We start from the raw sequence: 18,647 nt of genomic DNA on the forward strand, positions 1-18,647 counted from the left end.
TGTTCTCCAAAGCGGTGTCCAAAGGACAGGGTGGCATTATGAATCCAAAGCGTCCCGAATCTCCCGCAGGAAATTTTGCGCTGTGAAACCGACTTGGTCGCGTGGCTGGTCCTCCAGTAACTGGATGATCTTGCTGCCAATCACCACGGCGTCGGCCACTTTGGAGATGGTTTTGGCCGTCGCCGCATCGCGGATGCCAAAGCCCACGCCCACCGGCGTGCTGATGTGCTGGCGGATGCGTGGCAGCATGGCCTCCACGGCACCAATGTCCAGTGCGCCCGAGCCGGTCACGCCCTTGAGCGACACGTAATACACATAGCCACTGGCCACACGCGCCACCTGTTGCATGCGTTCGTCGGTACTGGTTGGGGCCAGCAAAAAAATCAGGTCCATGCCATGGGCGCGCAGGTCAGCCGCAAAGGTTTCGCATTCTTCGGGGGGGTAGTCCACGATCAACACGCCGTCTACACCAGCGTCGGCGGCGTCCTTCACGAACGGGCTGCTAACGCCATCTTTGGCGTGCTTCTGGTCGTAACGCTCCACGGGGTTGGCGTAGCCCATCAGCACCACGGGAGTCGTGGCATTGGTCTTTCGGAACTCGCGCACCATGGCCAGCACTTGCACCAGGCCAATGCCAAAGGCCAAGGCCTTGTCGCCTGCCTTCTGGATCACCGGGCCGTCGGCACTGGGGTCCGAGAAGGGCACGCCCAGCTCGATGACATCCGCACCACCGGCCACCATGGCGTGCATCAGCTCGGGCGTGACATCGGCAAAAGGGTAGCCTGCGGTGACAAACGGAATTAGCGCTTTTCGGCCTTGGGCCTTGAGCGTATTGAATGTCGTGGTAATGCGGGACTGGGCTTGTTTGCGAATCAAGGCGCCTACGCCTTTGAGAACGATGGTCATGCTGCAACTCCGTTCTTTACCAACTGCACCGGTTGCTCGCCGCCTTTGACGGATTGGCCTTTACAGCTGGGTCGGCAATAAAAGTCCGCATTGCTCAGATCGGCGACGGTGCCGATGTCCTTGTCGCCGCGGCCGGACAGGTTCACCAGAATGCTTTGGTCGGTGCGCATGGTCTTGGCCAGCTTCATGGCGTAGGCCACCGCATGGCTGGATTCCAGCGCGGGGATGATGCCCTCGGTGCGGCACAGGTAGTGAAACGCGTCCAGCGCTTCCTTGTCGGTGATGCCCACGTACTCGGCTCGGCCAATGTCAGACAGGAAAGCGTGCTCCGGGCCGACGCCGGGGTAGTCCAGGCCCGCGCTCACGCTATGGGTCTCGGTGACCTGGCCGTTGTCGTCCTGCAGTACATAGGTGCGGTTGCCATGCAGCACGCCCGGGCTGCCTTTCTGGATGGAGGCGGAGTGCTTGCCGCTCTCCAAGCCTTCGCCCGCGGCCTCTACGCCAATCAGGCGGGTGGTTTCGTGCTGAATATAGGGGTAGAAGATGCCCATGGCATTCGAGCCACCGCCCACGCAGGCAATGACGGCATCCGGCTGCTCGGTCTTGCAACCCGCGGCTGCCAGCATCTCGGGCATCTGCACCAGGCATTCGTTGCCGATCACGCTCTGGAAGTCGCGCACCATCATCGGGTACGGGTGCGGGCCTGCTACCGTGCCGATGATGTAGAAAGTGTTGTCCACGTTTGCCACCCAGTCACGCATGGCTTCGTTCAGCGCGTCCTTCAAGGTCTTGCTACCGCTTTCCACGGGCACGACCGTTGCGCCCAGGAGTTTCATGCGGTAGACGTTTGGGCTCTGGCGTTTGACGTCTTCACTGCCCATGTAGACCACACATTCCAGCCCGTAACGGGCGCAGATCGTTGCGGTGGCTACGCCGTGCTGACCAGCGCCAGTTTCGGCAATCACGCGCGGCTTGCCCATGCGTTTGGCGAGCATGGCCTGGCCGATGGTGTTATTGACCTTGTGCGCGCCGGTGTGGTTCAGGTCTTCACGCTTGAGGAAGATCTGCGCACCGCCCCCTTTACCGTCCGACATTTCCCGGCTCATGCGGGCCGCGTGGTAAACCGGGGAAGGGCGGCCGACAAAGTGGGCCAACTCGGACTGGAACTCGGCGATGAAAGCCGGGTCGTGCTGGTACTTGGCGTAAGCGTCTTTCAGCTCATTGATCGCGTGGGTCAGCGTCTCAGAGACAAAACTGCCGCCGTATTTGCCAAAGTGGCCCTTGGCGTCGGGTTGTTGGTAGTCGTACATGGTTTTCCATCCGTGACCGGACGGAGCTGACACTGGGTGCAGTCCGTACCGGAGATTATTGAAATTGCTGGTCCGCTGCGCGCACGGCGGCAACGAACTCGAAAATCTTTGCGGGGTCTTTGATGCCCTTGAGGGGCTTGCCCTGAGCGTCCACGGCTTCCACGCCGGAGCTCACGTCCACGGCAAGCGTTTTACAGCGCGGCCGAACCTGGGCTATGCCATCGCCCACGTTTGCACTGGTGAGTCCACCACTCAAGACGAGGTGAGCGTTGACGCTTGGAGGAAGAAGTGACCAATTGAATGTTTTGCCGCCGCCTCCGTAGCCGTCCACATGGGCGTCTAACAGAATGGCTTGGGCGTTCGAATAATCGTGCGCGTATTTTACGAGGTCAAACGCCTGCGCGTCATCCCCCAGCGGAATACGCGCCGCACGCAAGTAGGGGCGTGCCCCATTGCCGGTTGCATTCAGGCAGTCCTGCGGCGTCTCATCACCATGAAATTGGGCTGTAGCCCCCGCAATCATTGCGCAAACAGCTATCACTTCTGTATCAGATGCATTGACAAACAGCAGCACTGGCGTGATGAAAGGCGGCAGACGTTTGGCCAGTTCGGCCGCGCGCTGTGGCGTGACCGCCCGCGGGCTCTTGGGGTACAGCACAAAACCGATGGCGTCCGCACCGGCCGCCACCGCCGCATCCACATCCTCTTCGCGGGTCAGGCCGCAGATCTTGATTCGGGTTCTAGGGTTTGTCATGGCAAGCCATCATACGCAGCGGTGCGGTCCGGAATGCCCCACTTGGCGTCGTAGCGGGGCCCAAGAAAGTACAAACCGTCGGGCGAGAACGTGGGTGCTGCCGCGCGGCGGTTGCGCGCAGCCAGTACCTCGGCCATCCACTCGGGCGGCTGTTTCCCCTGGCCAATCTGCACCAAGCAACCCATGATGTTGCGGATCATGTGGTGCAAGAACGCGTTCGCCTCAAACTCAATACGCCAGTAGGCGCCGCGTTTGCTGAAGGCGATCTCCAGCATGTTTTTAACCGGAGTCAGCGCTTGGCACGCGGACGCTCGGAAAGAGGTGAAGTCGTGTTCACCGATCAGAATATCGGCGGCCTGGCGCATGGCTTGCCCATCCAGCGTGTTGAAGGTCCAGCCGACCCGGCCATGGTCCACGCTGGGGCGTATGGCTGACTCATACAACACATAGGCGTAGCGCCGCGAAGTGGCGCAGGCCCGGCAGTGGAATTCGTCGGGGGTTAAAACGGCCCACTGCACTGCGATGTCGCGTGGCAGGTTGGCGTTGGTGCCGCGCACCCAGGCGTAGGTGTCGCGCGTAAGCGGAGTGTCGAAATGCACCACCTGCATGATGCCGTGCACCCCGGTGTCAGTGCGCCCCGCACACAACGTGGAAACCCGCTGCGCAGCGAATTTGCTGAGTGCCGCTTCGAGTTTGTCCTGAACAGTCAGGCGCGAGGGCTGGCTTTGCCAGCCCTGGTAGGCCCGCCCGTTGTAACTGATGCCTAGCGCGACCCGCACGGTACTGTCTGGATGCGTGAGGAGACCCAACCCGCCGAAGCAGGTTTAGCTCAGATTGGCCAGTGCGCGTTGGGCTTTGGCCCGCATCTCGCCAGTGGCTTCGGCAACCACCTCTTCGATGAGGGCTCGGGCACCGTCTTCGTCGCCGATGGAGACGAATTCTTCGGCCAGCGCCAATTTGGTTTCCAGGGGGTCTTCACCCACGCTGGTGGGCGATTCGGAAGGCTGCTCGGAGGGCGTGGGTTCCAGATCCAGCGACAGGGAACCCATGTCGAATTCCAGCATGCCGGTGTCTTTTTCGGCTACGGGTTCAGCGGCGGCCACCGGCTCGACCTGCATGGGGCTGGTCGCGTCGAAATTGAGACCTGCACCATCGTTGCCACCCAGGCTCAGGCCGTCCATCGACAAGGAGATGTTGGGCAACTCTGGCGTGGGTTCTGGTGTGGGTGTCAGTGCGGCGGTGCCGGAAATGTCGAAGTCCAGGCCTGCCGCGGAGTCTTGCTCCGGCGCTTCCATTTTGAGCGTTTGTTCTGGCTTGGCTTCCGCAACGGTGCCACCGGTCACATCACTGATTGCGCTGGCGGGTTCGTCGTCCAGGGAGAAGTCCAGATCCAGGTCCAGATCCACACCGGGGCGGTTGTCTGCCAGGTCGGGATGCGCGGATTGCGCCACGGTGCTTGTCCCAAAAGCCGAGGCATCTGCGCTTTCGGTTGCGCCAGCCGAGCTGCCTGCCGATGGCGCACCACCAGGTTGGTACAAGGGATTTTCAGGGTCAAAGGCTAGGCCCATTTCGCAAATGCGGGCCCACTCTGGGCTGGCGTTGCCAGTGAGTTTGAAGGCCTGGGTGGCGGACGCTTCAAAGCCCTGGGCATCGCGCCGTTTGGCGAATATTTCCAGCAGCTTGGTGTGTATCGCCAGTCGGCCCGGGTTGGTGCGTACGGCTTCCTTGAGGATTTCTTCCGCTTGCAGATCGCGCCCGTAAGCGAGGTAAACATCGGCTTCCGCGACGGGGTCCACATCGTCGGCTGCATCCAGTTGGCTGGCCGAGTACACCATGGACGAATTGGAGGCCGGGCCATCGTTGGCCGTGTCCACGCGCTGTCCACCGCTGGCGCCGAAGAACGAGTCAGGTTGCAGACGGCTTTCGAGGAAGGAGCTGTCGACTTGCGCGGCGTTTTTCTTGCGTTGGCGAATTTTGTAGAAAGCCAAGCCAGCCAGGATTGCCAGCAAACCACCCGCGGCAGCGGGTACCAGCGGATCACCGAGCAATTCGTCCACCAACGAAGGCTCTTCCATGGGCGGTACGGCGACGGGAGCCGCTTTGGGCTTGGCCGGTGCCGAGGCAGCGGCTTGTGGCGCAGATGCCGGTGCAACGGGTGCTGCTGGTGCAGACGCAGCAGGGGCGGGTGCAGGTGTGGTGGCTACCGTGACGGCAGGGGTGGGAACTGCCGGTTTTCCGGCTTCAGACGCAGCAGGGGCCGGGGCTGTTGCAGCCTTGGGCGCACTGGCGGCTTTCATCTTGTCCAGGTCGCTGATGTTCTTGGCGATTTCAGCAGCGCGTGTAGCGGCGTCCTTCTCGGCGCGCTCTTTGGCGATCTTGGCATCGTCCGCTGCTTTGCTCTGCACAGAGCCTTTGGACAGCGTCAGCTTGTCAGGTGCTGCGCTGGCCGGCTTTTTGTCTTCCACTTTGGCATCGATGCTGCCACTGGCTTTGCGATCGGCTGCAGGGACGCCGGCGCTGGGCGCGTTGGCCGCCAGATTGCGACGGAAATCGTTGAAATCCTTGCTCTGGGCCACGACGATCTGGCTGGCCTCGGCCGCGGGCACGGACTGCGCCTGTTCCGCGGTCGGCACGTTCATCACGGTACCGGCACGAAGGCGGTTCAGGTTACTGTTGACGAAGGCGTCCGGGTTGGCGCGCAGGAGCGCCACCAGCATCTGGTCCAGCGACACATTGGCGGCCTTGGTGCGCGCAGCAATCTTGCTGGCGTTGTCACCGTTCTTGACCGGGACTTGTTTGTCACCCTCCGCGCCGAGCGCGGTAAGGGGCTTGGCCGGCGCTGCGGCTGCTGGAGTCGCAGCTTTGGGGGCTGGCGGGGCTTTGGCAACGGGTGCACTGCGTGGGGTGTCACTGCTGACAGGTGCCGTGGTGGCTCTGACCGGCGCAGGTACGCTGGGTGCGGGAGAAATCTGGGGCAAGGTGGGTGCGACCTGGGCCTGGCGCAATACCGGCGGGTCAAACAACATGGTGTAGTCACGCACGATGCGTCCGGAAGCCCAACTGGCTTCGAGGATCATGTCCACAAAGGGATCGTTGATGGGACGGCTGCTGCTCAGGCGGATGTAGGCCGTGCCATTGGCACGACGCTGCAAGGACACCTGCAGATTGGACATGGCGGGGTTGTATTCCATGCCCGCAGCGGTAAAGGCCTCGGGAGCCGCCACATTGGTGCGCAGGGAAGATGCCTCTTCGGCATTGATGTCCGGTACCTCAATTTCGGCGCGTAGGGGTTCGCCCAAAGCTGACTGGACCGTGAGGCGGCCGAGCGATAGCGCCATGACCTCGGTTCCAGACAAGCCGAGTAGCGCAACGGCTGCAGCCGCCAATGCGGTCTTTTGCCAACGATGTGACTTAGCGATCAATTTTGTAGCCTCCGGTGTTCGGGTGAGCGGCAATTTACTTCTCAATTTGCGGCCAAATTACCCGACTCTCAAAACGTAAAAAGTACCATAACATCAATGTCTTAGCCTGACAAGCTAAGAAACCTTTTAACTTTGAAAGCCCCCGGCCCCGAGGCAAATCTCAGGGTGAAATTGTTGCCAATCGACAACGACAGACCGCAAGTTCACAGGCGGTCTGTCGTTGAAATGGCTGGTTTATGTTGCTAGCAAAATCCGTAGCATGCGACGCAGTGGTTCTGCGGCTCCCCAGAGCAATTGGTCGCCAATGGTGAAGGCGCCCACGTATTCAGGTCCCATCGCCAGCTTGCGAATGCGGCCAACCGGGATGGTCATGGTGCCGGTTACCGCCACGGGGGTCAGGTCCTTGATCGTGGCTTCGCGGGTGTTGGGTACCACTTTGACCCACTGGTTGTCCGCGGCAATCATGGCTTCGATGTCGGCCACGGGCACATCCTTCTTGAGCTTGAAGGTCAGGGCCTGGCTGTGGCAACGCATGGCGCCCACACGCACGCAGAAGCCGTCCACGGGAATAGCGGCGGAGTTGAAACCTTCGCCCATGCCAAGTATCTTGTTGGTTTCGGCCATACCCTTCCACTCTTCCTTGGACATGCCGTTGCCCAGGTCCTTGTCGATCCACGGGATCAGGCTGCCGCCCAGCGGTACGCCAAAGTTGGCGGTCTCGGCACCGGTCAGGGCGCGCTGCTTGGCAGAGACCAAGCGGTCGATTTCCAGAATCGCGCTCTTGGGGTCGTCCAGCAGGGCTTTGACTTCCGAGTTCAGTGTGCCGTACTGGGTCAGCAGTTCGCGCATGTGTTGTGCGCCGCCACCAGAGGCAGCCTGGTAAGTCTGGGTGCTCATCCACTCGACCAGACCGGCCTTGTAAAGCGCGCCCACGCCCATCAGCATGCAGCTGACGGTGCAGTTGCCGCCCACCCAGTTTTTGCCGCCCTTGGCCAGCGCGTCCTGGATGACGGGCATGTTGACGGGGTCCAGGATGATGACCGCGTCTTTCTCCATGCGCAGGGTGGATGCGGCGTCGATCCAGTGGCCGTTCCAGCCCGCTGCGCGCAGCTTGGGGAACACCTCGGTGGTGTAGTCACCGCCTTGGGCGGTGATGATGATGTCGCAGCGCTTGAGCGCGTCGATGTTGAATGCGTCTTGCAGCGTGGTTTCGTTTTTGGCTTGCGCAGGGGCCTTGCCGCCTGCGTTGCTGGTGGAGAAGAACAGGGGTTCGATCAGGTCGAAATCCTTTTCTTGCACCATGCGGTCCATCAAAACCGAGCCGACCATGCCGCGCCAGCCAACCAAACCTACCAACTTGCTCATATCAACGCCTTTTCAAAAAGTTAAACAAACAATGCTCTTACACGAGTGTTTATGGACTTGTTTGCCCGGCTCGTCTGGCCGGGTGGGCGCACGACGAACCAGGCTGGGTCAGCCCTTAATGGTCGTGGTTTTGGTGATAGTTGCGCGCGCTGCCTTGCTTGCCAGGGCGGCAGAAGCAATGCTCAGGGAGAGAGGGAGGGCGGCAAACATGGCTTTATTGTAGCTCGAAATAAAAATTTTCTGCCCCGCGCGGACTGAAATGGTTTTTCAGTGGCAGGGCAACAACGCAGTGTGTCGCCCTGCAGAGGGTCGTTACGCCAGCGCTTTCACCACGGCGTCGCCCATCTCCTTGGTGCTGGCGCGGGTGGTGCCTTCGCTGTAGATGTCGGCCGTGCGGAACCCTTGCTCAAGTACCTTTTTCACGGCGGCTTCAATGCGCAGCGCGGCGGCTTCCTGGTTCAGGCTGAAGCGCAACATCATGGCAGCGGACAGGATGGTGGCCAGCGGGTTGGCAATGCCTTTGCCGGCAATGTCGGGCGCGCTACCGTGGCTGGGCTCATACAGGCCCTGGTTGCTGCTGTTCAGGCTGGCCGAGGGCAGCATGCCGATGGAGCCGGTGAGCATGGAGGCTTCGTCCGACAGGATGTCTCCGAACATATTGCCGGTGACCAGCACGTCAAACTTCTTGGGCGCCTTGACCAGTTGCATGGCGGCGTTGTCCACCAGCATGTGGTCCAGCTCGACGTCGGGGTACTGCTGGCCCACTTCGACCATCACGTCTTTCCAGAGCTGCGAGGTTTCCAGCACGTTGTTCTTGTCCACGCTGGTCACGCGCTTGCTGCGCTTGCGTGCGGCCTGGAAAGCCACGTGGGCAATGCGCTCGATCTCGGGACGGCTGTAGCGCATGGTGTCGAACGCTTCTTCGGCACCGGGGAAGTGGCCGTCGGTGGCGATGCGGCGGCCGCGCGGCTGACCGAAGTAGATGTCGCCGGTCAGCTCGCGGATGATGAGGATGTCCAGGCCGGCGATGAGTTCGGGCTTGAGGCTGGAGGCGCCCACCAGTTGCTCGTAACAAATGGCGGGGCGGAAGTTGGCGAACAGGCCCAGGTTTTTGCGCAGGCCAAGGATAGCCTGCTCGGGGCGGAACTGTCGCTCCAGCTTGTCGTATTTCCAGTCGCCCACGGCGCCGAACAACACGGCGTCGGCTTCCTTGGCCAGTTTCAGGGTGGCTTCGGGCAGGGGGTGGCCATGCGCGTCGTAGGCCACGCCGCCGACCAAGGCGGTTTCCATTTCCAGGGGGAGGGCCAGCGCGTTCAGCACCTTGACGGCTTCCGCGACGATTTCGGTACCAATGCCGTCACCCGGCAACACTGCGATTTTCATATTCAGACTTTGAGTTTGGTGAAGGCGGGTGGCGTTATACGCCGAATTCCGCCTGATTTGCTATTATTTTCGTAGCTGCTTACGCACGCATGGTGTGGGCTAACCACGGTTTTTGTGCCAAACGTTGTGCTTCGAAGGCCTTGATCTTGTCTGCATGGCGCAGGGTCAAGCCAATGTCGTCAAAGCCGTTGATCAGGCAGTACTTGCGGAAGGCCTGCACATCAAAGGCAATCTCTTCGCCCTGAGGCTTCATGATCACTTGGCGCTCCAAGTCGATGGTGAGCTGGTAGCCAGGGAAGGCCAGCGCTTCGCTGAACAACTGGTCCACCTGGGCTTCCGTCAGCACGATGGGCAACATGCCGTTCTTGAAGCTGTTGTTGAAGAAGATGTCCGCGTAGCTGGGCGCGATGATGGCGCGAAAACCGTATTGGTCCAGCGCCCACGGTGCGTGTTCGCGCGAGGAGCCACAACCAAAGTTCTTGCGCGCCAGCATGATGCTTGCTCCCGCGTAGCGCGGCTGGTTCAGCACAAAGTCCGGATTGGGCTTGCGGCTGGCCGGGTCCTGTCCGGGATAGCCCGCATCCAGATAACGCCACTCGTCAAACAGGTTCTGGCCAAAGCCGGTCTTGCGGATGGACTTGAGAAACTGCTTGGGGATGATGGCATCCGTGTCCACGTTCTCGCGGTCCATGGGCGCGACCAGGCCCTTGTGGATGGTGAACTTGTTCATTTCTTGGCCGCGCCTTCGATTTTTTCTCCAGCCTTCTGGATGTCCTGGCCTACGCCCTTGACGGTATTGCAGCCGGTCAACACGAGCAGGAAGGAAGCGGCGATCAGGGTAACGAGTGTTTTCATGGGGTACTCCTTGAGTGCAAAGGCTTAGCTGAATTTACGGATGTCGACAAAGTGGCCATGGATGGCGGCAGCCGCAGCCATCGCGGGGCTGACCAGATGGGTGCGTCCACCGGCGCCCTGGCGGCCTTCGAAGTTGCGGTTGCTGGTGGAGGCGCAGCGCTCGCCGGGCTCCAGCCGATCGGCATTCATGGCCAGGCACATGGAGCAACCGGGTTCGCGCCACTCAAAACCTGCGGCCTTGAAGATTTCGTGCAGACCTTCGCGTTCGGCCTGGTCTTTCACCAGACCGGAGCCGGGCACCACCATGGCCAGCTTGATGTTTTTGGCCACTTTTTGGCCCAGCTTCTTCACCACGGCCGCGGCTTCGCGCATGTCTTCAATGCGGCTATTGGTACAGGAGCCAATGAACACCTTGTCGACGAACAAGTCGTCCAGTGCCTTGCCGGGCTCCAGGCCCATGTAGGTGAGCGCGCGCTCAATGGCTCCGCGCTTGTTGGCGTCCTTTTCCTTGTCCGGGTCTGGCACGCGACCATCAATGCCAAGCACCATTTCAGGCGAAGTGCCCCAGGTGACCTGCGGCAAAATCTGCGTCGCATCGAGCTCCACCACGGTGTCGAAATGTGCGCCGACATCGGTGTGCAGCGTCTTCCAGTAGGTAACGGCTTGGTCCCACTCCACGGCGGCAGCATCGCCGTTGATGGCACTGTGGCCAGGGGCGAGAGGGCGGCCTTTGACGTAGTCAATCGTCTTTTCGTCTACGGCCACCAAGCCAGCGCGTGCGCCAGCTTCGATGGCCATGTTACAGACGGTCATGCGGCCTTCCATGCTCAGTGCACGTATGGCCGAGCCACCGAATTCGATGGTGTAGCCGGTGCCACCAGCCGTGCCAATTTTGCCAATGATGGCCAGCACGATGTCCTTGGCGGTAATGCCTTTGGCGACCGAACCGTCGACCTTCACCAGCATGTTCTTGGCCTTTTTTGCCAGTAGTGTTTGCGTGGCCATCACGTGCTCGACTTCGCTGGTACCAATGCCGTGTGCCAATGCGCCGAAGGCACCGTGGGTTGATGTGTGCGAATCGCCACAGACAACAGTCATGCCAGGCAGCGTGGCACCGTTCTCGGGCCCGATGACGTGCACGATGCCCTGGCGTTTGGACAGGAACGGGAAGTAGGCGGCGGAGCCGAACTCAGCAATGTTGCTGTCCAGCGTGGTGACCTGTTCCTTGCTGGTCGGGTCGGTGATGCCGTCGTAGCCGCGTTCCCAGCCGGTGGTGGGCGTGTTGTGGTCGGCGGTGGCGACGATGGAGCTGACACGCCAGACTTTGCGACCTGCCACGCGCAGGCCTTCAAAGGCCTGCGGGCTGGTCACTTCGTGCACCAAATGGCGGTCGATGTACAGAATGGAGGTGCCGTCGTCTTCAGTATGGACAACGTGGTCGTCCCACAATTTGTCGTACAGGGTACGGCCGGTGTTGGGTGTGCTGGTGCTGGCCATGGTTTTCCTTCGTGGTCTTGGATTTTATGCTTGGAGGGGTTGGGGCTGGGCCGATGCGGTCAGGTGGTCCACCAGCAGGCGGGCGGTACGCGGCAAGCTCGAAAAATCGCGCGCCACAAGGTCGATCTGGCGTGTTGCCCAGATGTCGGTGAGCGCTACAGATACCAGTTCACCCACGCCGCGCATGAGCTGGAACGCCTGTAAGGGCATAACGCCAATGCCCAGCCCGTTGTGGATCATGCGGCACATGGCATCCAGGCCTGTGACCTGGATGCGCAGTTTGACCGAGCGCCCCAATTGGGCGGCCGCTTCGCGCATGGCCAGATAGATGGAGCTGTTGGAGTGCAGGCCGACGTGGTCAAAGGCCAAAGCGTCTTCAAAAGCGATGGCGGGCTGCTGGGCCAGCACGTGGCCTTTGGGCACCACCATGACCAACTGGTCTTGCCGATAGGCGTGGCGCTGCAACTCGCCGATACCGTTGGCCGTATTGCAGATGCCCAGGTCGGCGGCGCCTTCCTGGACCGCACGGATGACCTCGGTACTGAGGTGTTCTTCCAAATCAATTTTTACTTCCGCATGCTGGCGGATAAAGGCGCCCAGGTCTTCCGGTAAAAACTGCACGATGGCCGAGATGCTGGCGTGGATGCGCACATGGCCGCGCACACCGTCCGCGTATTCACTGAGCTCGCCCTGCATTTTTTCCAGGCTGAACAGCACAGTACGCGCGTGGTGCAGCAGGCTTTCACCGGCCGGGGTCAGGTCTACGCCACGGGTATGGCGGTATAGCAAAACCGTATCCAGATTGGCTTCCAGGTCACTGAGGCGCTTGCTCACGGCAGACGGGGCTATGAATTCGCGTTCAGCCGCCTTGCCAATGCTGCCCAGCTCGCAGACGGCTACAAAGAGCTGCAGCGAAGTCAGATCCATGCGGCGAGCGAAACTGCGTTCAGAGTTCTTCATGGGGCGTTAAATGCCATCGCGTTTTACGATGAATCATTATTTTCACCCTTTAAAAAGATTTTTGACATCGTTTTTCGAGATGACTGTCATTCCCAGAGCTGATTTTTGTGGCCTGGAATGTAAAAACCCACCCGGTGTTACCACCGGGTGGGTTTTTACGTTTACGACGTGCGGCTTAACGTTGGCCGATAGGGGCCACGTCGCGGCGCACTGCACCGGTGAACAACTGACGTGGACGGCCGATTTTGTATTCGGGATCGCCAATCATTTCGTTCAACTGAGCGATCCAGCCCACGGTACGGGCCAGCGCGAACACTGCGGTGAAAAGTGGCACAGGAATGCCAATGGCGCGCTGCACGATGCCGGAGTAGAAGTCGACGTTGGGGTAAAGCTTGCGCTGCACAAAGTAGTCGTCTTCCAGGGCAATCTTTTCCAAAGCCATTGCCAGTTTGAACAGCGGGTCGTTTTCCAGCCCCAATTCGGCCAGTACTTCCTTGCAGGTTTCCTGCATGAGCTTGGCGCGTGGGTCGTAGTTTTTGTAAACGCGGTGGCCAAAACCCATCAGCTTGACGCCGGAGTTCTTGTCCTTGACCTTTTCCATGAATTCGCCAACCTTGCTGATACCACCCATGCGCTGGATGTCTTCCAGCATGTTCAGGCAGGCTTCGTTGGCACCGCCGTGGGCAGGGCCCCACAGGCAGGCCACGCCAGCGGCAATGGCTGCAAACGGGTTGGTGCCGGAGCTGCCGCACAGGCGCACGGTGGAGGTGGACGCGTTTTGTTCGTGGTCGGCATGCAGCGTGAAGATGCGGTCCATTGCACGCTCAATGACGGGGTTGACGACGTAGGGCTCGCAAGGCGTAGCAAACATCATGTGCAGGAAGTTGCCGGCATAGCTCAGCTCGTTCTTCGGGTACATGTAGGGCTGGCCGACGGTGTACTTGTAAGCCATGGCCACCAGCGTAGGCATCTTGGCAATCAGGCGGATCGCGGAAATGTCGCGGTGCTCTGGGTTGGTGATGTCGGTGCTGTCATGGTAGAAGGCCGACAGAGCGCCCACCAGGCCGGTCATGATGGCCATGGGGTGGGCATCGCGGCGGAAGCCACGCAGGAAAAACTGCATCTGCTCGTTGACCATGGTGTGCTGGGTCACGCGGTGGGTGAACTCGACCTTGCCTGCGGCATTGGGCAGGTTCCCGTACAGCAGCAGGTGGCAGGTTTCCATGAAGTCGCAGTTGGTCGCCAACTGCTCAATGGGGTAACCACGGTACAACAGTTCGCCCTTGTCACCATCGATGTAAGTAATGGCCGACTGACACGACGCGGTGGACAAAAAGCCCGGGTCGTAAGTGAACATACCGGTCTGTGCGTAAAGCTTGCGAATGTCCACAACATCGGGGCCCACATTGCCGTGGTACACCGGCAAATCTACGCTGGGGCTGCCGTTACTGAACGACAGGGTGGCTTTGTTGTCAGCTAATTTCATTTACTTGCCTTTCAGGGGGTTCTTTCAACATACTCAAAACTTCTTGCACGTCCGCGCGGTCCAGTTCAGCGTCCACCTGGGCCAGCGATTTCCGTGCCAATTGCACATCCAGCAGATCGTTGTCACTCAGGTCCATCAGGGCGCCCAAGGCGTTGGCCTGCCTGACCGTCAACGACGCACCAAAGCGCTTGAAAAACCGTTCGATCAGAAGATCGTTCTCCAGCAGACCGCGGCGGCATCGCCATACCAGCTTGCTGCGTGCCCGTTCGTCGATCAGTTCGTTGTCCATGCACTCAGGATGCTGCACCTTAAACGGCGCGCAGCACCATCATTTCCTTGATCTTGCCAATTGCCTTGGTGGGGTTCAACCCCTTGGGGCAGACGTCCACGCAGTTCATGATGGTGTGGCAGCGGAACAGGCGATAGGGATCTTCCAGATTGTCCAGTCGTTCGGCGGTGGCTTCATCGCGGCTGTCCGCGATGAAGCGGTAGGCCTGGAGCAGACCGGCGGGGCCGACGAACTTGTCGGGGTTCCACCAGAAGCTGGGGCAGCTCGTCGAACAGCTCGCGCACAGGATGCACTCGTACAGGCCGTTGAGCTCTTCACGCTCTTCGGGCGACTGCAGGCGTTCCTTTTCGGGCGGCACGTTGTCGTTGATCAGGTAGGGCTTGATCGAGTTGTATTGCTTGAAGAACTGCGTCATGTCGACGATCAGGTCACGCACCACCGGCAGGCCGGGCAGGGGCTTCAGGATGATGTCGCCCTTGAGCGTAAGCATGTTGGTCAGGCAGGCCAGGCCGTTCTTGCCATTGATGTTCATGGCATCAGAACCACACACGCCTTCGCGGCATGAGCGGCGGAAGCTGATGGTGGGGTCCTGTGCCTTGAGCTTCATCAGCGCATCCAGCAGCATGCGCTCGTGGCCATCCAGCTCCACTTCAATGGTCTGCATGTAGGGCTTGGCGTCGGTGTCCGGATCGTAGCGGTAGATCTTGAAAGTGCGTTTGGTCATGGTGGTTCGCTCGGGTAGGTCCGGATTTAGAAAGTACGCGTCTTCAGAGGCACGGAATCCACTGTCAGCGGCTTCATTTGCACCGGCTTGTAGGCCAGGCGACTGCCTTCGCTGTACCACAGCGTGTGTTTGTGCCATTCGGTGTCGTTGCGACCGTTCGGGTGTTCGGGTGTGTCGCCGTAGTCGTCGACCGAGTGCGCGCCACGGCTTTCATGGCGTGCTGCGGCGGACACGATGGTGGCCTGCGCTGCTTCGATCAGGTTTTCCACTTCCAGCGCCTCGATGCGGGCAGTGTTGAAAATCTTGGACTTGTCCTTGAGGCCGATGCTCTTCACCCGCTCGCGCAGAGCGGCGATCTTGGCGACGCCTTCGTCCATGATGGCCTGGGTGCGGAACACACCAGCGTGTTGCTGCATGGCGGCGCGCAGGTCGTTGGCCACGTCCTGGGCGTATTCACCGTCGGTCGCGTTGTCCAGACGTGCCACGCGGGCCAGGGTCTGGTCTGCGGCATTGGCGGGCAGCGCCTTGTGGGTGCGGCTCTTGTTGAACTCGACGATATGGTTGCCGGCAGCGCGGCCAAATACCAGCAAATCGAGCAGGGAGTTGGTGCCCAGGCGGTTGGCACCGTGCACGCTCACGCAGGAGCATTCGCCTACAGCGTACAAACCATTGACCACTTGGCTCTGGTTGTTGGCGTCTTGCGTGACGACCTGGCCGTGGATGTTGGTCGGAATGCCGCCCATCTGATAGTGGATGGTGGGCACCACGGGAATCGGTTCCTTGGTGATGTCGACGTTGGCGAAGTTGTGGCCGATCTCGAACACCGAAGGCAGGCGTTTCATGATGGACTCCACACCCAGGTGGGTCATGTCCAGCAGGATGTAGTCCTTGTTGGGGCCGCAGCCGCGGCCTTCCTTGATTTCCTGGTCCATGGAGCGGGACACGAAGTCGCGGGGGGCCAAGTCTTTCAGGGTAGGCGCATAACGCTCCATGAAGCGTTCGCCATTGCTGTTGCGCAGAATCGCACCCTCGCCGCGGCAGCCTTCGGTCAGCAACACGCCGGCGCCGGCCACGCCGGTGGGGTGGAACTGCCAGAATTCCATGTCTTCCAGCGGGATACCAGCGCGTGCTGCCATGCCCAGTCCGTCACCGGTGTTGATGAAGGCGTTGGTGGAGGCGGCAAAGATGCGGCCTGCGCCGCCGGTCGCCAGCAGGGTGGTCTTGGCTTCCAGAATGTGGATGTCGCCGGTTTCCATTTCCAGTGCGGTCACACCAACCACGTCGCCATCAGCGTCGCGGATCAAATCGAGTGCCATCCATTCGACGAAGAAGCTGGTCTTGGCCGCCACGTTTTGCTGGTAGAGCGTGTGCAACATGGCGTGACCTGTGCGGTCGGCTGCGGCGCAGGCGCGCTCTACGGCTTTTTCACCGTAGTTGGCGGTGTGACCGCCGAAGGGGCGCTGGTAAATCGTGCCATCGGGATTGCGGTCGAACGGCATGCCCATGTGTTCCAGGTCGTAAACGACCTTGGGGGCTTCCCGGCACATGAATTCGATGGCGTCCTGGTCACCGAGCCAGTCGGAGCCCTTGACGGTGTCATAGAAGTGGTAGTGCCAGTTGTCCTCGTTCATGTTGCCGAGCGAGGCGCCAATGCCGCCTTGTGCAGCCACGGTGTGTGAACGGGTGGGGAATACTTTGGACAGCACGGCCACGTTGAGACCGGCACGTGCCAGTTGCAGCGAAGCGCGCATGCCGGAGCCACCAGCGCCGACGATGACAACGTCAAATTTTCTTTTGGATACGGAGGTAGACATGAATTACAGCCTGAAGAAGCGGGCGCTCAAACGCGCCACAGAACCTGGATGGCCCAGCCGGCGCAGCCGACCAGCCAGACGATGGAAAACACCTGCAGCGAGAGACGCAGTCCCACGGGTTTGATGTAGTCCATCCAGATATCGCGCATGCCGACCCACACGTGGTAGAGCAGGGCGACGATGACGGTGAAGGTCAGCACTTTCATCCATTGCGATGAAAAAATGCCAGCCCATTTGTCGTACCCAATGGGGCCTTTGGAGAAGATGACTTGCGCCAGCACCACCAGGGTGAAAAGAGCCATCAGGGCGGCGGTCACGCGTTGGGCCAGCCAGTCGCGGAGTCCGTAATGTGCGCCAACGACGATGCGTTTGGAGCCGTAGTTCACTGCCATGGTCAGGATTCCTTGTTGTTATGGGGTGTGGTCGGGCTTAGTACAGGCCAAACAGCTTGGCGCCCAGAATCGCCGTGAGGCCCAGGCTCAAAGCCAGGGTCACGATAGCGGAGCTGCGGCCAAATTCTTTGCTCACCGCGTGGTTGACGTCCATCCACAGGTGGCGCAGGCCGGCGATGAAGTGGTGCAGGTAGGCCCAGATCAGGGACAGCGCCACGAGTTTGAAGAACCAGCCGGGCACAAATCCAAGGCCGATAGTGAAGGCACTGCTGAATTTGGCGAATGAGATTTCCGACGTGATGGAGGTGTCAAACATCCAGATGATGAAAGGCATCAGCACAAACATCAGCGCGCCGCTGACGCGGTGCAGGATGGAGACCCAACCAGCGGGCGGCAGGCGGTAGGTAGGGAGATCGGTCAGCGCGTTGATGTTGCGAAATTCCGGGCGTTTGGCGCGGGGGGAGGAGGCAAGCTCAGTCATGCGGATGGGCTTTCTTGGATGTAACTGTTATGTAATTATTCAAACGACAGACCAAAATTCTATTGCACCGCATCAATCTGACTGCGGACTTGCGTCAAATGACCTGTCAATTTAGCGTATTTCGATAGTAGTGTGTATCGGTCAAGTACAGGCCGCGGCGCATTTCCATGGGCGTGTCGTTGTAAGTGTAGGCTGTGCGTTCCACACTCAGCAGCGGTGTTTGGCTGTTGACTTGCAGCAGTGCGCATTGCTCTGTATCTGGAAGCACGGCGCGGATTTTTTCTTCGGCGCGCACCATGCGCACGCCAAATTCGGTTTCAAACAGCGCATACATCGGGCCATCGTAGTCGCGCAGGCGCTCGGCGGTCAGGCCTTTGAAGGGCGTGCCGGGCAGCCACAAATCCTCCAGAATCGTCGGCACCTTGGCAAATGAGAGGACGCGGCGCACCTGCAGCACGGCGTCACCTTGGCGAAGCGCCAGCGCGCGCGCTACGTCGGTGGACGCACGCAAACGCTTGCAGTCGATGATTTGGCGCTGTGCCGGGCCTTCGCTGTTGGGATCACCGTTGTCGGGGAAGAGTTTGAGGAAGCGGTACTGGACATGGTGCTCGGCATGGGTAGCCACAAACGTGCCCTTGCCCTGGCGGCGTACCAACAGGTTTTCTGCGGCCAGTTCATCGATGGCTTTGCGCACCGTGCCCTGGCTGACCTTGAAGCGGGCGGCGAGGTCCATTTCACTGGGAATGGCCGTGCTGGGCTTCCATTCGCCCGACTGCAGGCTTTGTAGCATCAGTACCTTGATTTGCTGGTACAGCGGGCTGAAGGCGGGGGTCGCTGCGGAAGCCGCAGGCGCACCCACTGGAGCGCTGGCAGGCGCTGCGCTTTCACTGGGTGGCGGGGGCGTTGCGGTCATGACGGGGGTTTCAGTGGTCAGCTTGAAGTCAGGCGCGGATGGATGTGGAATCATATCTTATATAAGACATAAGACAAATTGACTTCGGGCGGAAAT

General features: G+C 60.3%; 18 protein-coding genes. All 18 read right to left on the minus strand.

All coding sequences use genetic code 11. From position 1 onward, the window contains the following. Window positions 1-36: 36 nt before the first annotated feature. The 18 genes from trpA to RS694_RS06385 all read right to left on the minus strand — a co-directional run bounded on the left by trpA (window position 37) and on the right by RS694_RS06385 (window position 18,551). Window positions 37-906 carry a tryptophan synthase subunit alpha gene (gene trpA / locus RS694_RS06300; protein WP_051391779.1) on the minus strand — a complete coding sequence of 290 codons (870 nt, stop codon included), beginning with the start codon at window positions 904-906 and terminating at the stop codon, window positions 37-39. Next, window positions 903-2,216, minus strand: coding sequence for a tryptophan synthase subunit beta (gene trpB / locus RS694_RS06305; RefSeq protein WP_029706849.1), 1,314 nt, complete (start codon window positions 2,214-2,216; stop codon window positions 903-905). The genes trpA and trpB overlap by 4 nt, the downstream gene beginning before the upstream one ends. A 55-nt stretch (window positions 2,217-2,271) precedes the next feature. After that, on the minus strand, window positions 2,272-2,970 hold the full coding sequence (locus RS694_RS06310; protein WP_029706847.1) for a phosphoribosylanthranilate isomerase: 699 nt from the start codon (window positions 2,968-2,970) through the stop codon (window positions 2,272-2,274). Further along, window positions 2,967-3,749, minus strand: a complete 783-nt coding sequence (gene truA / locus RS694_RS06315; protein ID WP_029706846.1) for a tRNA pseudouridine(38-40) synthase TruA — start codon at window positions 3,747-3,749, stop codon at window positions 2,967-2,969. Before truA ends, RS694_RS06310 begins: the two co-directional genes overlap by 4 nt. Window positions 3,750-3,794: 45 nt before the next feature. After that, the gene (locus tag RS694_RS06320; RefSeq protein ID WP_083664559.1) at window positions 3,795-6,308 is read right to left on the minus strand and encodes a FimV/HubP family polar landmark protein; all 2,514 of its coding nucleotides are present in this window, start codon (window positions 6,306-6,308) and stop codon (window positions 3,795-3,797) included. Window positions 6,309-6,626: 318 nt separating this feature from the next. Beyond that, window positions 6,627-7,757 (minus strand): aspartate-semialdehyde dehydrogenase, encoded by a 1,131-nt coding sequence (gene asd, locus RS694_RS06325; RefSeq protein ID WP_029706843.1) that lies wholly within the window; start codon window positions 7,755-7,757, stop codon window positions 6,627-6,629. A 312-nt stretch (window positions 7,758-8,069) separates the two neighbouring features. Continuing rightward, window positions 8,070-9,140, minus strand: coding sequence for a 3-isopropylmalate dehydrogenase (gene leuB / locus RS694_RS06330; RefSeq protein WP_029706842.1), 1,071 nt, complete (start codon window positions 9,138-9,140; stop codon window positions 8,070-8,072). A gap of 79 nt (window positions 9,141-9,219) precedes the next feature. Then, a complete protein-coding gene (gene leuD / locus RS694_RS06335) occupies window positions 9,220-9,870 on the minus strand; it encodes a 3-isopropylmalate dehydratase small subunit (protein WP_029706841.1) in 651 nt (216 codons plus the stop codon). Continuing rightward, window positions 9,867-9,995, minus strand: coding sequence for an entericidin A/B family lipoprotein (locus tag RS694_RS06340; protein WP_029706840.1), 129 nt, complete (start codon window positions 9,993-9,995; stop codon window positions 9,867-9,869). Before RS694_RS06340 ends, leuD begins: the two co-directional genes overlap by 4 nt. A gap of 24 nt (window positions 9,996-10,019) precedes the next feature. After that, entirely contained in the window at window positions 10,020-11,492 is a 1,473-nt protein-coding gene (gene leuC / locus RS694_RS06345; protein ID WP_029706839.1) for a 3-isopropylmalate dehydratase large subunit, read from the minus strand. Between the two features lie 24 nt (window positions 11,493-11,516). Continuing rightward, the gene (locus RS694_RS06350) at window positions 11,517-12,452 is read right to left on the minus strand and encodes a LysR substrate-binding domain-containing protein (protein ID WP_029706837.1); all 936 of its coding nucleotides are present in this window, start codon (window positions 12,450-12,452) and stop codon (window positions 11,517-11,519) included. A gap of 175 nt (window positions 12,453-12,627) precedes the next feature. Continuing rightward, on the minus strand, window positions 12,628-13,938 hold the full coding sequence (gene gltA, locus RS694_RS06355) for a citrate synthase (protein ID WP_029706836.1): 1,311 nt from the start codon (window positions 13,936-13,938) through the stop codon (window positions 12,628-12,630). Then, complete coding sequence (locus RS694_RS06360) at window positions 13,925-14,227, minus strand: FAD assembly factor SdhE (RefSeq protein WP_029706835.1); 303 nt, start codon at window positions 14,225-14,227, stop codon at window positions 13,925-13,927. The genes gltA and RS694_RS06360 overlap by 14 nt, the downstream gene beginning before the upstream one ends. A gap of 19 nt (window positions 14,228-14,246) precedes the next feature. Then, window positions 14,247-14,951, minus strand: coding sequence for a succinate dehydrogenase iron-sulfur subunit (locus RS694_RS06365; RefSeq protein ID WP_029706834.1), 705 nt, complete (start codon window positions 14,949-14,951; stop codon window positions 14,247-14,249). A gap of 26 nt (window positions 14,952-14,977) precedes the next feature. Further along, window positions 14,978-16,765, minus strand: a complete 1,788-nt coding sequence (sdhA, locus tag RS694_RS06370) for a succinate dehydrogenase flavoprotein subunit (protein WP_029706832.1) — start codon at window positions 16,763-16,765, stop codon at window positions 14,978-14,980. 26 nt (window positions 16,766-16,791) lie between these two features. Beyond that, window positions 16,792-17,157: a succinate dehydrogenase, hydrophobic membrane anchor protein gene (gene sdhD, locus RS694_RS06375; protein WP_029706831.1), complete on the minus strand. Its 366-nt coding sequence runs from the start codon at window positions 17,155-17,157 to the stop codon at window positions 16,792-16,794. A gap of 37 nt (window positions 17,158-17,194) precedes the next feature. Further along, window positions 17,195-17,638: a succinate dehydrogenase, cytochrome b556 subunit gene (gene sdhC / locus RS694_RS06380; protein ID WP_029706830.1), complete on the minus strand. Its 444-nt coding sequence runs from the start codon at window positions 17,636-17,638 to the stop codon at window positions 17,195-17,197. Window positions 17,639-17,744: 106 nt separating this feature from the next. Beyond that, complete coding sequence (locus RS694_RS06385) at window positions 17,745-18,551, minus strand: GntR family transcriptional regulator (protein ID WP_051391790.1); 807 nt, start codon at window positions 18,549-18,551, stop codon at window positions 17,745-17,747. Between the last annotated feature and the right edge of the window lie 96 nt (window positions 18,552-18,647).

It is taken from the genome of Rhodoferax saidenbachensis, from assembly GCF_001955715.1.
Lineage (GTDB): Bacteria > Pseudomonadota > Gammaproteobacteria > Burkholderiales > Burkholderiaceae_C > Allorhodoferax > Allorhodoferax saidenbachensis.

Coding starts and splice junctions, on each gene's coding strand:
- RS694_RS06360 (WP_029706835.1), bottom strand. CDS start 14,227: ATGGACAACGAACTGATCGACGAACGGGCACGCAGCAAGCTGGTATGG.
- RS694_RS06385 (WP_051391790.1), bottom strand. CDS start 18,551: ATGACCGCAACGCCCCCGCCACCCAGTGAAAGCGCAGCGCCTGCCAGC.
- leuB (WP_029706842.1), bottom strand. CDS start 9,140: ATGAAAATCGCAGTGTTGCCGGGTGACGGCATTGGTACCGAAATCGTC.
- trpA (WP_051391779.1), bottom strand. CDS start 906: ATGACCATCGTTCTCAAAGGCGTAGGCGCCTTGATTCGCAAACAAGCC.
- leuD (WP_029706841.1), bottom strand. CDS start 9,870: ATGAACAAGTTCACCATCCACAAGGGCCTGGTCGCGCCCATGGACCGC.
- RS694_RS06365 (WP_029706834.1), bottom strand. CDS start 14,951: ATGACCAAACGCACTTTCAAGATCTACCGCTACGATCCGGACACCGAC.
- sdhD (WP_029706831.1), bottom strand. CDS start 17,157: ATGGCAGTGAACTACGGCTCCAAACGCATCGTCGTTGGCGCACATTAC.
- sdhC (WP_029706830.1), bottom strand. CDS start 17,638: ATGACTGAGCTTGCCTCCTCCCCCCGCGCCAAACGCCCGGAATTTCGC.
- gltA (WP_029706836.1), bottom strand. CDS start 13,938: ATGAAATTAGCTGACAACAAAGCCACCCTGTCGTTCAGTAACGGCAGC.
- trpB (WP_029706849.1), bottom strand. CDS start 2,216: ATGTACGACTACCAACAACCCGACGCCAAGGGCCACTTTGGCAAATAC.
- leuC (WP_029706839.1), bottom strand. CDS start 11,492: ATGGCCAGCACCAGCACACCCAACACCGGCCGTACCCTGTACGACAAA.
- RS694_RS06320 (WP_083664559.1), bottom strand. CDS start 6,308: ATGGCGCTATCGCTCGGCCGCCTCACGGTCCAGTCAGCTTTGGGCGAA.
- RS694_RS06310 (WP_029706847.1), bottom strand. CDS start 2,970: ATGACAAACCCTAGAACCCGAATCAAGATCTGCGGCCTGACCCGCGAA.
- RS694_RS06350 (WP_029706837.1), bottom strand. CDS start 12,452: ATGAAGAACTCTGAACGCAGTTTCGCTCGCCGCATGGATCTGACTTCG.
- RS694_RS06340 (WP_029706840.1), bottom strand. CDS start 9,995: ATGAAAACACTCGTTACCCTGATCGCCGCTTCCTTCCTGCTCGTGTTG.
- sdhA (WP_029706832.1), bottom strand. CDS start 16,765: ATGTCTACCTCCGTATCCAAAAGAAAATTTGACGTTGTCATCGTCGGC.
- asd (WP_029706843.1), bottom strand. CDS start 7,757: ATGAGCAAGTTGGTAGGTTTGGTTGGCTGGCGCGGCATGGTCGGCTCG.